Source organism: Lentibacillus saliphilus (genome assembly GCF_019093865.1).
Lineage (GTDB): Bacteria > Bacillota > Bacilli > Bacillales > Amphibacillaceae > Lentibacillus_B > Lentibacillus_B saliphilus.
On the sequence record NZ_JABJXD010000001.1, the window covers coordinates 344,158 to 359,993 of the forward strand.

The window sequence follows — 15,836 nt, forward strand, 5'->3', positions numbered from 1 at the left end:
AGTGAAAAAAGTGACAAAGGTTTTTTATATTTCAGCAATCGTTGCGTTATTATTTATTATTTGGGGTGTCATACCTAAAAATGTATTGCCTCATGCGAACCTTGATCTCGTTACAGGTGTTATACAAGGTTTTTTAGTGGACCAATTTGGTTGGTTTTATTTAATTAGCGCATCTGTATTTTTAGTGTTTGCGATTTATTTAATTTTTTCAAAGTACGGCGGCATAAAGCTTGGAAGGCCTGGTGATGAGCCAGAGTATTCTTATTTAACTTGGTTTGCGATGTTGTTTAGTGCCGGCATGGGGATCGGACTCGTCTTTTGGGGTGCTGCTGAGCCATTAAGCCATTTTCATAACCCACCTTATGGAGATGCTGAAACAAAAGAAGCTGCAAAAACCGCGTTACAATATAGCTTCTTTCATTGGGGGCTCCACCCGTGGGCGGTATACGCAACAATCGCATTAGCGCTTGCATATTTTAAATTTCGCAAACAAGCACCTGGTGTAGTTAGTGCGATTCTTGAACCATTATTCGGTGATTATACAAAAGGATGGTTCGGTACATTAATTGATTTTATCGTCGTTTTCGCAACCGTATTCGGAGTTGCGACGTCTCTCGGATTTGGCGCCATCCAAATTAGTGGTGGCTTATCATTTGTATTTGGTTTAGAGCAAGGTACGAGCTTACAGCTTATCATCATTGCAATCGTTACCGTCTTGTTTATGATATCCGCCATGTCTGGACTGAATAAGGGTATTAAGATTTTAAGCAATACAAACATTATCCTGGCAATATTGTTATCGTTGTTCTTGCTGTTTGCTGGCCCGACAAAGTTTATTCTCGACTTATTCACAACGACGTTTGGCAGCTATGTGCAAAACTTACCATCAATGAGCTTTAGAATGACACCATTTAGTGAATCAAGCGAATGGCTCGGTGGCTGGACACTCTTTTATTGGGCCTGGTGGATTGCATGGGCACCATTTGTTGGAACATTTATAGCTAGAGTGTCAAGAGGGCGTACGATTCGAGAATTTGTTCTTGGCGTCCTAGTTGTCCCTACCATATTTGGCGCATTGTGGTTTGCAATTTTTGGTGGTTCAGCAATTCATCTTGAATATTTTGAAGGTGTGAACATCATCCATTATGTAGAAGATATGGGAACAGAAATCGCCCTATTTGCGATGCTAGAACATTTTCCATTCGGTTCATTTATGTCCGTGTTAGCGATTTTACTAATTAGCACCTTTTTTATTACATCGGCAGATTCAGCTACTTTTGTCCTTGGGATGCAAACAACAGGTGGAAGCCTTTACCCACCAAACAGTGTGAAGTTTTTCTGGGGAATCATTCAGTCAGGAGCAGCAGCCGTTTTGTTATGGCAAGGAGGGCTTGGTGCCTTACAGACCGCTTCAATTATCGTCGCATTTCCGTTTGCGATTATTATGATTCTCATCGTCATTTCGCTTATTAAATCGTTTAAGATTGAAGCGAAAACGTTAGCAGCAAAAAAGAAATAAGAAAAAACCGTGGTACATTTGAGTGAACGTACCACGGTTTTTTGCATTTACTTCATCATATGGATTGGCGTGCCAAGTGCTACTTCCGCAGCCTCCATCGTAATCTCACCTAAAGATGGATGGGCATGAACTGTCAGGGCGATATCTTCTGCTGTCATACCAGCTTCAATTGCAAGCCCCATTTCTGCTATCATATCGCTGGCATTAGCTCCAGCAATTTGTGCACCAATAACAAGGCCATCTTCTTCCCGCGTTATCAATTTCACAAAACCATCTGTTTCATTGAGTGATAAAGCACGACCATTTGCAGCGAACGGAAACTTGGATGCCTTCGCATTGAAGCCCGCTTCTTTTGCTTCTTTTTCCGTATAGCCGACAGAGGCAAGCTCTGGATCTGAGAATACGACGGCAGGTATGCCGATGTAGTCAATGGCAGAGTTTTCACCAGCAATTGCCTCTGCTGCTACCTTACCTTCATATGACGCTTTATGTGCCAATGGAGGGCCAGCTACAATATCACCAATTGCATATATGTTGTCAATATTAGTACGGCACTGTTTATCAATTTTAACTAGACCTTTTTCGTCAAGTTCAATTCCAACTTGTTCTAGGCCAATTTCATCTGTATTTGGTGTGCGTCCTACTGTTACAAGAACATAATCCGCTTCAATTGTTTCTTCTTTACCTTTTGCTTCATACGTAACCTTTACGCCCTCTTCTGATTGCTCAGCGCCTTTTGCCATCGCTTGTGTTACGATTTTAACGCCTTTTTTCTTTAGTCGTTTTTTTACAGGCTGAGTCATCTGTTTCTCAAACCCACCTAAGATATCCTTCGTACCTTCAAGAACCGTTACTTCTGTTCCTAAATTTGCATAAGCACTTCCAAGCTCAATACCGATGTAGCCGCCACCAATAACGACCATTTTATTCGGAATTTCCTTCAGTGCTAAAGCCCCTGTAGAATCTAAAATACGGTCTGAATAAGCAAACCCGGGAATTTCTATCGGTGTTGATCCTGTAGCAATAATGCAGTCATTAAATGTATACGTTTGTGATGTTTTTTCATCCATCACCTTAACCGTATGTTTGTCAACGAAGTATACTTCACCTTTTACAATATCAACTTTATTACCTTTAAGAAGACCTTCTACACCTGAGGTGAGTTTATTAACAATGCCAGCTTTCCATTCCTGAACTTTAGAAAAGTCAATTGTTACATTTTCTGTTTTGATACCCATATCTGCATTACCATGTGCATGATCAGCCATATGTCCAGCCTGAATCAATGCTTTTGATGGGATACAGCCTACGTTCAAGCATACGCCGCCTAATTCACCTTTATCAACGATGGTTACTTTTTTACCGAGCTGCGCTGCTCGAATTGCTGCAACATAACCACCTGGTCCAGCTCCGACAATTAACGTATCTGTCTCAATCGGAAAATCTCCTACTACCATAGTATATTACGCCTCCATCATAATAAGTTGTGGATCGTTCAATAGTCGCTTAATTTGATTCAAGGCATGTTGTGCCGTTGCACCATCGACGATACGATGGTCAAAGCTAAGTGATAAAGCCAATACTGGGGCTACAACGATCTCACCATCACGTACAATCGGCTTCTCAGAAATACGTCCGATACCAAGAATCGCTGCTTCTGGATAATTAAGAACAGGTGTAAACCACTGTCCACCAGCAGATCCGATATTGGTGATTGTATTTGACGCACCTTTCATTTCGTCAGGTGCAAGCTTTCCGTCACGGGCCTTTTCTGCCAGCTCACCAATCTCCTTGGAAATATCAAAGATTGACTTACGATCAGCATCTTTAACAACAGGTACGAGCAAGCCTTTATCCGTATCAGCGGCTATACCAACATTATAATAGTGTTTATAAATAATTTCATCTGTCTCATCAGCAACTGCAGCATTAATAATCGGATATTTCTTAGATGCTGATACAAGTGCTTTAACGACGTATGGCAAGTATGTCAACTTAATGCCTTGGTCAGCGGCAACTTGTTTGAACTTTTTACGATGGGAAACAAGTTCTGTCACATCAACTTCATCATGCAGCGTAACATGAGGTGCCTTTGTTTTAGACGTTACCATGGCATTGGCAATTGCCTTCCGAATACCACTCATTTTTTCCCGAGTTTCTGGATATGTGCCTTGTACCGATGCTGTCTGAGTTGAGCGCGACTCTTGAGTTTTAGCATCCGCTTCCTCCTGCACTTGATCAGCCTCCACCGGTTGTGGTGCTTCACCACTGAGATGACGATCAATATCCTCTAACAGAATTCTTCCGTTTTTGCCTGAACCAGTAACTTCTTGGATGTTAACATTGTGATTGCGGGCATATTTTCTAACTGATGGCATCGCAATAACACGCTGTTCCTCATCTTTATTTGCTTTTTCTTGGCCTGTTTCATTCGTTGCCTTTGAAGTTTCGTTTGCTGTTTCAGCTGATTGAGGAGCAGATTCTTGTTCTTCTTCATCATCTTCCTCTGATTCATAGCCTTCTGCATCAAATGTAATTAGCTTATCACCCACTTCAGCTACTGTATCTTCACCGACATGGATTTTTTGCACAGTTCCATCAACAGGGGACGGGATTTCTACAACCGCTTTATCGTTTTGCACCTCACATAAAACGTCGTCTTCTTTAACTGCATCGCCTTCTTTGACGAACCATTTGACGATTTCACCTTCGTGGATCCCCTCACCTATATCTGGCAGTTTAAAATGATATGCCATATTGATGACCTCCATCCTTAGAAATTAATTGAAGTTTTAACACTTTCTATGATGTCTTTATAATTTGGTAGCCATACTTCTTCTGCTTCGGAAAATGGATAGACTGTATCTGGAGCAGCCACACGTAACACGGGTGCTTCAAGATGAAGAATGGCGCGTTCTTGAATTTCCGCAACGATATTCGCAGCAATCCCAGCTTGACGTTGTGCTTCTTGAACGACGACGGCTCGATTCGTCTTTTTAACAGATTCAACAATTGTATCGACATCAATTGGTGATACAGTTCTTAAATCAATGACTTCTGCATGAATGTTTTCTTTTTCAAGTTCGTCAGCTGCTTTTAAACATGCATGAACCATAGCGCCATAAGCTATGAGTGTCACATCTTTTCCTTCTCGTTTAACATCTGCTTTATCCAAGTCAATCGTATATTCTTCTTCAGGTACGTCTTCACGGAATGAGCGGTATAACTTCATATGCTCTAGAAATACGACTGGATCATTATTGCGAATGGATGAAATCAACAATCCTTTAGCATCATATGGTGTTGATGGAATTACAACTCTAATACCTGGCTGTTGAGCAATCAAGCCTTCCAATGAATCAGCATGAAGCTCAGGAGTATGCACACCACCACCGAACGGTGAGCGAATGGTAATTGGCATATTTTCTGTGTTACCAGACCGATAACGCAAGCGTGCCATCTGACCACTAATTTGATCCATTGTTTCATATACGAAGCCGAAGAATTGGATTTCCGGCACGGGACGAAATCCTTGCAAGGACAAGCCTACTGCCAAACCGTTAATGGCTGACTCAGCAAGTGGTGTATCAAATACACGATCCTCACCAAATTCTTCCTGCAACCCTTCAGTTGCACGGAACACGCCACCATTTTGGCCAACATCTTCTCCAAACACAAGCACGTTTTCGTCATTTTTCAACTCAGTGCGTAAAGCATCAGTAATTGCTTGGATCATTGTCATTTGTGCCATGATTTACTTCGACTCCTTTTCTATATAGTCTTCCATTTGTTCTTTTAAGTTTGGCGGCATTTCCTCATACATAAAGGATATGAGGTCAGTCACCTTTTGTTTCGGCTGACTATCTGCCTTCTTAATTGCTTTTTTAATATCTTCTTTTGCCTGGTCAATAACACTATTCTCTTGCTCTTCTGACCAGAGTCCTTTGCCTTCAAGATACTTCCGGAAGCGAACGAGTGGGTCTTTTTTCTCCCATTCATTATCCAAGTCATCCGTCCGATATCTCGTTGGATCATCACCAGCCATTGTATGTGGACCATAGCGGTATGTCACCGTCTCGATAAGCATCGGTCCTTCATTGTTAATCGCACGCTCTCGTGCATGCTTTGTTGCGACATAAACAGCAAGTGGATCCATACCATCAACCTGTATCCCTTCAATACCTGCTGCAACAGCTTTTTGTGCAAGTGTTTTGGCAGCGGTCTGTTTTTCTACTGGAACCGAAATGGCGAAATGATTATTTTGCACAAAGAAGATCGCTGGTGCGTTATAAGCACCTGCAAAGTTAATCCCTTCATAAAAGTCTCCCTGAGATGTACCACCATCACCCGTATAAGTGACTGCGACAGCTTTTTTACCACGTTTCTTAAGGCCAAGCGCAACACCTGCCGCTTGAATATATTGTGCACCGATAATAATTTGTGGACTTAAAGCATTGACCCCTTCTGGGAATTGGTTACCATGAAAATGTCCACGTGAGAATAGAAACGCTTGATAAAGTGGTAAACCATGCCAAATTAACTGTGGAACATCGCGGTATGCAGGTAAAATAAAATCATCCTGCTCCAAAGCAAACTGACTAGCTAATTGTGATGCTTCCTGTCCCGCTGTTGGTGCATAGAATCCAAGGCGCCCCTGTCTGTTTAAAGCAATTGATCGCTGATCAAGAATACGCGTATAAACCATGCGTTTCATGAGCTCCTTCAGTTCATCGTCGGACAATGCTGGAACATCGTCTTGATTGACGACTTCTCCATCCTCATTTAGAATCTGAAACATTTCAAACTGCTCTTCAACTGAATTCAATACGTGTTTCAAGATGATCACCTCTTCCTTTCTATATCTTGCTATTTTCTTCTTTACTATCCTTCCCAAACTAGATTAAATACTGTACATTTTTCTTTTGTCTTTGCCCTAGAAGATCCGCTGTTCATCTCACAATTGAATCTGTAATACTCCTAAAGACAAAATTCATTAGTACAATGTTCATCTATTTTGATTCTAACCATAATAAACCATCCGGTCAAACAGTTTGCTTTATTGAATGAAATATTTATTTCGTTCAACTAAAACAGTGAACTTACACACAGCACAAACTGTTATATTAAATGACAATATCTGTATTAGTATAGACACATTTTCAAGAACATGAACATAACTAAAAAACCGAATCAAGATCGATTCGGTTTTACAAAATCATATTATTCGTTATTGTTATCTTCTTCCTGTTGAACATCAATTCCAGCAGCTTCATAAAAAGCGGTTTTTAACGTGTTATATTCAACCGTATATTCGTTAAACGCATCATTAGCAGTCAGGATTTCCTCATAACTTTTATTGACGTTGTTGATTTGTTCTGTTAACTGGTCTTGCTCAAGATCCTCTTTTTTGAGAAGTTTATACAGCTGTTCTTCTTGATCGAGAGAAGCTGTATAAGCGTCATACAAGTCATTGTATGCAGAAAATCTTTCTGTCATGATTTCGTGCATATTTTGTGCTTTCGACTTAACCCCTTCATCGTCAATATCATCGATAAGCGCTTCTACTTTTGAAAATTCTTCTTTGGCCTTCTCAATACTTTCCTTTTCTAATTCAATCTTTTCCCTACGTTTGTCAATCAAGTCAATAGCTTCATCAGCCAGTGATTTAATTTTATCAAAATCCTCCATACCAATTTCGATAATTTGTTTATAAATAGCTTGCTCTTGTCGCTCCAGTGCAATAATAGGCTCTTGTTGTTCTTCAAAGCCAGCCTCTAATTCAACTGTTTTTTCCAAATGATCGTATATTTGCTCTGTTGTGGATGCGCCTGTGCATGCCGAAAGAACTCCAATCATTATGAAAGTAAGTAAAAGAACTGTTCGTTTGAACGGCACGTTTTCTCCTCCTTCAATTCCAACTGAAAAAAGTATATCATAAAAATCGACCAAGTAGAATGATTCAATTGGTCAAACATCTAATTTATGTATTTTTCACCAATTAATAGTGAGTCATTTGACATATATATGTTAAGATAATAACGTTAATGATGTTTTTCCTATATAATAAAGAAACTGAATGGAACGATTCCAATTATATGCTGACGTCAGAAATATATATTGGTTTATCAAGCCTTCTATGTTTAATGCGGAACGCAACCCCGTGTCAATCAAATACAAGCGTCATAAGTTAATGTTAAAGGAGTGCTCATGTAAAATGATTACAATGGACCATATCGTTAGCGAAGGTCATGCTGCTTTGCGTCATGTCGCAAAAAATGTGGATGTCCCTCTTTCAGATGACGATAAACAGCTTTTAGAATCAATGATGACATTTTTAGTCAATAGCCAAGATGAAGACATAGCAAAAAAATATCACTTACGATCTGGAGTCGGCCTAGCTGCCCCTCAGCTCGGGATCGAGAAAAGACTGATTGCCGTACATTTTACGGATGCCAAAAACCGCGAGTACAGCTATCAACTTGCGAACCCAAAAATAGTGAGTCATTCTGTTGAAAAAGCCTATTTAGCTGGGGGCGAAGGATGTCTATCAGTAGATCGAGCAGTTGAAGGCTATGTTCCACGATACGCTCGCATAACCGTTAAAGCTTTTAATGAATTGGGGAAGCCTGTAAAACTAAGGTTACGTGACTATGCTGCGATTGTTGTACAGCATGAGATTGACCATCTAGACGGCATCATGTTCTATGATCATATTCATAAGGACAATCCATTTCACGTTCCTGAAGGCGCCCGTGAAATTGAGTAATCGCAATTGGTTCCCTTCACACCCCGACCAAAAAAAACGTTTAACTGCATAAGTTTAAGTAATAACGCTTAAAATAGGAGCAATGATTGAATGAAAGCATACGACATATGTTTAACACCGTAAAAACATTTTTATTTTAAAATTAACCGTTTCATATTATACTATACTTAATAGGGATTGGATCGGTCGAATGTTTTTATGCTTTTCTTAAATCGATGAAGGGAGATGCTGTTCCCATGTTAAAACGCCTAAGGGAAAAGCTGAAAAAACGTTGGAAAGATTTTTGGGGTAAAGGTCGGGTACCAACAACTTTCGAAAAAGATTCACAGTAGAACCTATATCAAGTATTTTAGAGATAATCACTGCCTTACATGAATATATGTAGACAATCACAACGCTGAATCCAACTTTTCAGGGAATAGGGACAAGCCTGATGGATTTAAGCGGCCTGTTTACTTATGTTGTATGAAGGTATTCAATTGATAACGATTTGGAAGAGATAGGAGAGATGAAATGATTTATAAAGTATACTTTCAGGAAATTCCCGATGAAATTCCTGTTCGCGAAAGAACTAAAAGCATTTACGTAGAGGCTACATCCGAGGCAGAGGTCCGAAAAAAAATAATTGATCGTCACTATAACATTGAATTCATCCACCCATTAGACGATAACCACCTTGCATACGAACAACAAAATTCTGATTTCCAGCTGGAGAATGTGTAACATATGAAATTTGTAAAAAATGATCAAACAGCTGTATTTGCATTGGGTGGTTTAGGGGAAATTGGTAAAAACACTTACGGTGTTCAATTTCAGGATGAAATTATTTTAATTGATGCAGGCATTAAGTTTCCGGAGGATGAATTGCTCGGAATTGATTATGTTATTCCGGATTACACTTACTTGGTACAAAATCAAGACAAAATTAAAGGTCTGTTCATCACACATGGTCACGAAGATCATATTGGCGGGATTCCCTACCTGCTACGTGAAATTAATATACCGATCTACGCAGGAAAACTCGCATTAGGATTAATTAAAAACAAACTCGAAGAACACGGTTTGTTGAGAAAAGCTAAATTACACACAATTCAAGAAGACGATGTATTCAAGTTCCGTAAAACATCTGTCTCATTTTTCAGAACAACACATAGCATACCCGACTCATATGGTATCGTTGTCAAAACCCCTCCCGGCAACATTGTTCAAACGGGAGATTTCAAATTTGATTTTACCCCAGTTGGCGAACCAGCAAATATAGCGCGTATGGCAGAAATAGGTAAAGAAGGCGTGCTTTGCCTATTATCAGACAGCACAAATAGTGAGGTTCCTGGATTTACGATGTCAGAGCGTGTCGTCGGTCAAAGCATTGATGACATTTTCAGCAGAATTGACGGTCGACTGATCTTTGCAACATTCGCATCTAATATATACCGTCTGCAACAAGTGGTTGAAGCGGCTGTTAAGCATAACCGTAAAATTGCTGTTTTTGGCCGTAGCATGGATTCATCAATCACAATCGGTCAAGAACTTGGTTATATCCGAGCACCAAAAGACACATTTATTGACGCCAATCAAATTAATCGTTTACCTGCAAATGAAGTTGCAATTCTATGTACGGGCTCACAAGGGGAACCAATGGCTGCTTTATCAAGAATCGCCAACGGAACGCATAGACAAATTCAGATCATTCCTGGTGACACAGTTGTCTTTTCTTCATCACCAATCCCGGGAAATACAGTTAGTGTCAGCAGAACCATTAATAAACTTTATCGTGCAGGTGCAGATGTCATTCACGGACGTTTAAGTGATATTCACACATCAGGACATGGTAGCCAAGAAGAACAAAAGCTTATGCTCCGATTGATGCGACCAAAGTATTTTATGCCAATTCACGGTGAATATCGTATGCTTAAAGAACACGTGAAGTTAGCAGCATCGTGTGACGTTGATCCAGAACATTCATACGTCATGGATAACGGTGACGTACTTGCTTTAGGCAAGGACAACGCCATGATTGCAGGAAAAATCCCATCAGGCTCCATTTATGTCGACGGTAGTGGAATTGGAGATATCGGAAACATCGTATTACGTGATCGCCGTATTTTATCTGAAGAAGGCCTCGTAATCGTTGTTGTCAGCATTGATATGAAAGCATTCAAGATCGCATCTGGTCCTGATATCATTTCACGCGGATTTGTTTACATGCGCGAGTCAGAGGACTTAATTAACGAAGCACAAAAACTCGTTTCCGACCATCTTAACAAAGTGATGGAACGTCGAACGACACAATGGTCAGAAATTAAAAATGAAATAACAGATACGATTGCGCCATTCCTATACGGAAAGACGAAGCGTCGACCAATGATCCTACCCATTATTATGGAAGTATAAGTACCAATCAAAAAGGTGACTGTCTAATAAATGACAGTCACCTTTTTAATTCGGTTAATGGTCGATAACGAGATGCTTTTCAAATCGTGAAATGTCTTGATCTGCACCAATAACGATTAAAATATCATTCTCTTTTAATACAGCTTCAGCGAGTGGAGATACATTAATATCTCTTCCTTGCTTAATGGCAACAACGTTACAACCATAATTAGCACGAATATCAAGTTCTACTAATGTTTTTCCGACCATTTGCTTACTCGCTTTAACTTCAACGATGCTGTGATCATCTGATAACTCTAAGTAGTCAAGTATATTGTTCGAAATGATGCTATGCGCAATACGTTTCCCCATATCACGCTCTGGATGAACCACTTGATCGGCTCCAATTTTATTTAATATCTTTTCATGATAATCATTTTGAGCTTTCACAGTAATTTTCTTTATACCTAGATCATTTAATATAACAGTTGTTAAAATACTTGCTTGGATGTTATCACCGATCGCAACGATGACATGATCGATATTTTTGATGCCAAGTTCCTTTAATGATGCCTCATCTGTTGAATCAGCAATAACAGCATGCGTTGCGATGTTTTTAAATTCATTAATTTTATCTTCGTCATTGTCAATAGCCAATACGTCCATGCCTTCTTTGCTTAGCTCCCGACATATACTGCCACCAAATCGACCAAGTCCAATGACCGCGAATTCCCGTTTCATTCCTTGTCCTCCATACACCTATATTTGTTTATAGTTTATCATACCTGTCCCCTATATGAATAGATATGGATTTCTCATCAACTTGATATGCAATAACTGCTTGTAAAATAGAAAGCCCCGAATAATCGGGGCGTATACTTAAATCGCATCTAACATTTCAAATTGAGATTTCACTAAAGAGAAATACTCGCCTTTTTGGTCCATAAGCTCAGCATGACTTCCATTTTCTAGAATGTGACCATTTTCAAGAACGAATATATTATCCGACTCTCGTATCGTTGATAATCTGTGGGCAATGATAATCGCTGTTCTTCCATGAAGCAGTCGTTTTAAAGCGGTTTGTATTTTTACTTCGGTTTCAGTATCAATACTCGCTGTCGCTTCATCTAATATTAGAATACGCGGATTTGCTAATAACGCTCGAGCAAATGACATCAATTGTCTTTCACCTGCAGATAAAATGCTCCCCCGCTCTTCTACTTCAGTATTATAACCATCAGCAAGTCGCTGTATAAAGTCATCAGCGCCAACAACCTTAGACGCTTCTATTACATCCTCATCAGATGCGTCTGGTCTTCCAAAGCGAATATTTTCCATAATCGTTCCAGAAAAAATGAACGTATCCTGAAGCACCACACTAATATTTTGCCTTAAGCTTGCTAAGTTCACATCACGTAAATCATGACCATCAATTTTAACCTGACCTTTTGTCGGATCATAAAAACGACTAATTAAATTTGCGATTGTTGACTTTCCGCTTCCTGTATGACCGACAAGGGCAATTGTTTGACCGGCTTTAATTTCAAGCGATACTTCATGAAGCGCAATGCGTTCTGCATCGTATGAAAACTGGACATTTTCAAATGAAATTTGCCCTTTCATATCAGTCATTTGGAGCGCATTTTCCTTTTCACCAACGTTTGGTTCTTCATCTAGAAATTCAAAGATACGCTCAGAAGCAGACATCGCCATTAATAACTGATTGTACATTTGTCCAAGTCTAGATATCGGCTCCCAAAACATTCCGAGGAAGAACGCAAACGCTACAAATGTGCCGATTTCAATACCGCCATTCCCTTCTCCCAGCAGAATTAAATATGCACCATAAGTAATTAAAATGACTGTACCAGCAGCATTACTCAATTCTACAAAAGGACGAAACATTGCACTCTTTTTACTCGCTTCCTGCCAGCTCGCATACGTGTCTCCGTTTACGCCTTCAAAAAACGCTTCATTTTCTTTTTCCTGTGAAAAAGACTGAGTGATTCGAATACCTTGGATGCTCTCATTTAAGTGTGAATTCAGTCTAGACTGCTGTATACGGACATTCTGCCACGATCTGCGTATTTTCCGCCGCAATTTTGTAGAAATATAAAACATAATCGGAATGATGACCATGACTGCCAGTGCAAGTTTGGGACTAAGCACGAGCAAAATAACAATTATGCTTATGAGTGTAACGATGTCCATCAACAGATTAATAATACCATTTGTAAACAATTCCTGAAGCGACGTAATATCATTCATAATCCGAACAATGATTGATCCAGCTGAACGCGAATCAAAAAATCGATGTGATAACCGCTGAACGTGGCTGAATAAATGTTGACGTAAATCATATATAACATTTTGTCCTAATATATTAACCCATTTAATTCTATAAATATTACCAATATAGCTGAATAAGTAAAGCACACCAATTATGATGACCAAATAGGTGAGTAAGGTCGGATCTTGATTTTGAATGGCAACATCAATCGCAACCTTACTTATAATAATCGGTACCGCCAACCTGACAGCAGTTGATATGAGCATCGCGATGATGGCGCCTGGTAAGTACGTCTTCGAATATGGTTTTAAGTAAATGAGCAAACGCCACATTTGCTTCCAGTTAAATGGTTTTTCGACCGCCTGATCTACTGTATAATAAAAACGTTTTAAGTGACGGCCCTTTTTAAACTGTTCTTTTTCGCTGGTCAACGGGGTCCCCCCTTTTTAATTTACTGTTTGCATAATTGCATCTCGGTCTTGATATTGAATGTCATAAATACGTTTATATGGGCCCTCATGCTTAATTAACTCGGCATGTGTTCCACGTTCAACGATCATGCCATCTTCTAATACAATGATTTCATCAGCATGTTTTAATGAAGATATGCGATGCGCAATAATAAACGTTGTTCGATCCTTCATAACTTCTTTTAGAGCTTGCTGTATTTTAAATTCTGTTTCCATATCAACAGCTGATGTCGCATCATCCAGTATGAGAATGCTCGGATCAATACAAATTGCTCTTGCAATTGCAATACGCTGTTTCTGACCACCTGAAAGTCCCATACCTCTTTCACCTAGCAGCGTATCATAGCCTTTAGGCATTTCCATTATAAAATCATGTGCTTGAGCGCGTTTGGCAGCGTCAATGATTTGCTCATTAGATAAATCAGGATTACCGTAAGCAATATTTTCTCGAATGGTTGTAGAAAATAAAAACGGTTCCTGTAATACAAACCCGATTTGACGACGTAACGTTTTTAATTCATAATGCTCCACTGGACGTCCATCAATTAATATATCGCCCTTTTCTGGTTCATAAAAACGCGTAATCAATTGTGTAATACTTGTTTTTCCTGAGCCAGTCGAGCCAATCAATCCTATCGTCTTCCCTGGTGGCGCGTCGAAACTGATCTGCTTTAAGGCCGAATCGTCCTCGACTGTATATGTTAAGGTTACATCTTTAAACGTAACATGCCCTTTGATTGGATCTTTAACGGCATCCGTCTTTTGAATGATATCTTCTTTCGCTTCTAAGATTTCCAGTAGGCGTTCTCCTGAAGCTTTCGATTGGGAAAACATATTTACAATGAATCCAAGATTCATTAATGGACCGAGAATGTACCACACAAGACTAAAAAATGCTACGAGCTCCCCGAGCTCTAAACTCCCGTTCATGACGAGATATCCACCAAAAGCAAGCAAAGAAACAGCGGAGACATTACCTATGAACTCCATTAACGGAAAATATTTAGCCCAAATATTCGCTGTGGTTAAGTAATTTTGTCTATACGTATCATTACGGCCAGAAAACCGATCAATCTCAAAACCTTCTCGTGACAATGACTTAACAGTGTTAATACCACTGATATTTTCCTGAACGCGTGTATTTAGTTCACCAAACGACTTCCGAATGCTTTTAAAAGCTGGGTGGACACGTTGATCAAACTTATACACAACAACTGCTAAAAACGGCATAGCAGCCATCGTTACAATTGCGAGAGGAACAGAGTAATAAAACATAACGCCCAAACTAAATAAAATCAGCGTCGTAACTCGTATTAATTCAGCAAATCCGAGTGAGAGGAAAAAACGGAAACCATCAACATCAGCTGTTAAGCGTGACATTAGGTCACCTGTTTTGGCATTATCATAGTACTTAAACGATAAGATCTGAAGTTTTTCGTAAAGCGATTCTCGTAATGTATAAACAGATTTTATGCCAAACAAGTCTCCCAAATATTGATGAAAATACGTTGCAATGCCTTTTATAATCATTAACACTAAAAATACAAGTGCAATATAGGGTATAAGAGGATAGCGATCCCTTAAAACGACTTCATCAATGGTAAGCTGGATAATAATCGGGTAAACAACTGTAATTGCCGTTACAAACAATAAAAAGAACAAGGAAAGGAAGAAAAACCGTTTGTAAGGCCAATAAAATTGTTTGAGTTTTTTGAACGTATCCAAACCCCCACCTCCTTCATGTTGTTGAATTCATAATATATAATATAACGGAAACCGAAATAAAAAGCTACACGTAATACTTACTTTTTTCAAAACATTTTTAGGAATCGTTTCTAATCGCACTAAAAAGGCTACTACGAAGTCATCACTTCACAGCAGCCTGTCTAATGAACGCTTTATTTAGTTGGTTTGCCAAGTACACGGTTAACACGTTTACGGAGCATTTTCATTCCGCCCCCACCAGCTTGGAAATGGCGAAGTAATCCATCTTTATCAAACACATAATATGCTGGAACATATTGGTTATCAAATGCATCCGTTAGCGTATGGTCATTATCAACAAAAATTGGTTGCGAAATATCATGTTCTTTGGCAACAGCTTCTACTTGATCAAGATCAAGGTCCTTTTCTGATCTTGGCATATGAACGGCGATGACGTTTAACTCATCCTTATATTCATCGCGAAATTCATTTACGTTTGGCATTGCCTCTTTACATAAGCCACAACTTACAGACCAATAATGAATGAGTGTCGGTTTGTCACCCAGTAAATCATCCTTCGTAAGCGGACTACTATTCAACCATTTGGTTGCACCATTCAATTCTGGCATTTCATCTCTTAATTTCATGATGTACCCTCCCATTTTATCAGATGATATGATGAAACAGGATTAAAACCTGCTCACGATGACGTCA

The 15,836-nt window shown here is 39.4% G+C and carries 13 protein-coding genes; 4 read left to right on the forward strand and 9 right to left on the reverse strand.

Features of this window, described 5'->3' with window-relative positions:
* The first annotated feature begins 1 nt into the window (after position 1).
* Positions 2-1,519, forward strand: a complete 1,518-nt coding sequence (locus HPC67_RS01820; protein ID WP_217585728.1) for a glycine betaine uptake BCCT transporter — start codon at positions 2-4, stop codon at positions 1,517-1,519.
* 47 nt (positions 1,520-1,566) lie between these two features.
* Here the strand turns inward: HPC67_RS01820 and lpdA are convergent, their stop codons facing one another.
* From lpdA to HPC67_RS01845, 5 genes are all read right to left on the reverse strand, one after another.
* Positions 1,567-2,976, reverse strand: a complete 1,410-nt coding sequence (gene lpdA, locus HPC67_RS01825) for a dihydrolipoyl dehydrogenase (RefSeq protein WP_217585729.1) — start codon at positions 2,974-2,976, stop codon at positions 1,567-1,569.
* Between the two features lie 6 nt (positions 2,977-2,982).
* A complete protein-coding gene (locus HPC67_RS01830) occupies positions 2,983-4,275 on the reverse strand; it encodes a dihydrolipoamide acetyltransferase family protein (protein WP_217585730.1) in 1,293 nt (430 codons plus the stop codon).
* Positions 4,276-4,292: 17 nt separating this feature from the next.
* Positions 4,293-5,270: an alpha-ketoacid dehydrogenase subunit beta gene (locus HPC67_RS01835; RefSeq protein ID WP_217585731.1), complete on the reverse strand. Its 978-nt coding sequence runs from the start codon at positions 5,268-5,270 to the stop codon at positions 4,293-4,295.
* Positions 5,271-5,273: 3 nt separating this feature from the next.
* The gene (pdhA, locus tag HPC67_RS01840; RefSeq protein ID WP_217586228.1) at positions 5,274-6,317 is read right to left on the reverse strand and encodes a pyruvate dehydrogenase (acetyl-transferring) E1 component subunit alpha; all 1,044 of its coding nucleotides are present in this window, start codon (positions 6,315-6,317) and stop codon (positions 5,274-5,276) included.
* A gap of 422 nt (positions 6,318-6,739) precedes the next feature.
* Positions 6,740-7,414: a YkyA family protein gene (locus tag HPC67_RS01845; protein WP_343327789.1), complete on the reverse strand. Its 675-nt coding sequence runs from the start codon at positions 7,412-7,414 to the stop codon at positions 6,740-6,742.
* A gap of 319 nt (positions 7,415-7,733) precedes the next feature.
* Between HPC67_RS01845 and def the strand changes: the two genes are divergently transcribed.
* The 3 genes from def (at position 7,734) to rnjA (ending at position 10,679) form a co-directional block, all read left to right on the forward strand.
* Complete coding sequence (gene def, locus HPC67_RS01850; RefSeq protein ID WP_217585732.1) at positions 7,734-8,285, forward strand: peptide deformylase; 552 nt, start codon at positions 7,734-7,736, stop codon at positions 8,283-8,285.
* Between the two features lie 513 nt (positions 8,286-8,798).
* Positions 8,799-9,008: a DNA-dependent RNA polymerase subunit epsilon gene (locus HPC67_RS01855; RefSeq protein WP_217585733.1), complete on the forward strand. Its 210-nt coding sequence runs from the start codon at positions 8,799-8,801 to the stop codon at positions 9,006-9,008.
* Positions 9,009-9,011: 3 nt separating this feature from the next.
* Positions 9,012-10,679 carry a ribonuclease J1 gene (rnjA, locus tag HPC67_RS01860; protein ID WP_217585734.1) on the forward strand — a complete coding sequence of 556 codons (1,668 nt, stop codon included), beginning with the start codon at positions 9,012-9,014 and terminating at the stop codon, positions 10,677-10,679.
* A 54-nt stretch (positions 10,680-10,733) separates the two neighbouring features.
* Here the strand turns inward: rnjA and HPC67_RS01865 are convergent, their stop codons facing one another.
* From HPC67_RS01865 to HPC67_RS01880, 4 genes are all read right to left on the reverse strand, one after another.
* Positions 10,734-11,399 carry a potassium channel family protein gene (locus HPC67_RS01865; RefSeq protein WP_217585735.1) on the reverse strand — a complete coding sequence of 222 codons (666 nt, stop codon included), beginning with the start codon at positions 11,397-11,399 and terminating at the stop codon, positions 10,734-10,736.
* 138 nt (positions 11,400-11,537) lie between these two features.
* Positions 11,538-13,379, reverse strand: coding sequence for an ABC transporter ATP-binding protein (locus tag HPC67_RS01870; protein WP_217585736.1), 1,842 nt, complete (start codon positions 13,377-13,379; stop codon positions 11,538-11,540).
* Positions 13,380-13,394: 15 nt separating this feature from the next.
* A complete protein-coding gene (locus HPC67_RS01875; protein WP_217585737.1) occupies positions 13,395-15,143 on the reverse strand; it encodes an ABC transporter ATP-binding protein in 1,749 nt (582 codons plus the stop codon).
* Positions 15,144-15,316: 173 nt separating this feature from the next.
* Positions 15,317-15,769 carry a TlpA family protein disulfide reductase gene (locus tag HPC67_RS01880; protein WP_217585738.1) on the reverse strand — a complete coding sequence of 151 codons (453 nt, stop codon included), beginning with the start codon at positions 15,767-15,769 and terminating at the stop codon, positions 15,317-15,319.
* Between the last annotated feature and the right edge of the window lie 67 nt (positions 15,770-15,836).

What these genes read in the sequence shown, in the direction of transcription:
- pdhA (WP_217586228.1), bottom strand. Translation starts at nt 6,317, where the DNA reads ATGTTTCAGATTCTAAATGAGGATGGAGAAGTCGTCAATCAAGACGAT.
- lpdA (WP_217585729.1), bottom strand. Translation starts at nt 2,976, where the DNA reads ATGGTAGTAGGAGATTTTCCGATTGAGACAGATACGTTAATTGTCGGA.
- rnjA (WP_217585734.1), top strand. Translation starts at nt 9,012, where the DNA reads ATGAAATTTGTAAAAAATGATCAAACAGCTGTATTTGCATTGGGTGGT.
- HPC67_RS01865 (WP_217585735.1), bottom strand. Translation starts at nt 11,399, where the DNA reads ATGAAACGGGAATTCGCGGTCATTGGACTTGGTCGATTTGGTGGCAGT.
- HPC67_RS01855 (WP_217585733.1), top strand. Translation starts at nt 8,799, where the DNA reads ATGATTTATAAAGTATACTTTCAGGAAATTCCCGATGAAATTCCTGTT.
- HPC67_RS01835 (WP_217585731.1), bottom strand. Translation starts at nt 5,270, where the DNA reads ATGGCACAAATGACAATGATCCAAGCAATTACTGATGCTTTACGCACT.
- def (WP_217585732.1), top strand. Translation starts at nt 7,734, where the DNA reads ATGATTACAATGGACCATATCGTTAGCGAAGGTCATGCTGCTTTGCGT.
- HPC67_RS01880 (WP_217585738.1), bottom strand. Translation starts at nt 15,769, where the DNA reads ATGAAATTAAGAGATGAAATGCCAGAATTGAATGGTGCAACCAAATGG.
- HPC67_RS01830 (WP_217585730.1), bottom strand. Translation starts at nt 4,275, where the DNA reads ATGGCATATCATTTTAAACTGCCAGATATAGGTGAGGGGATCCACGAA.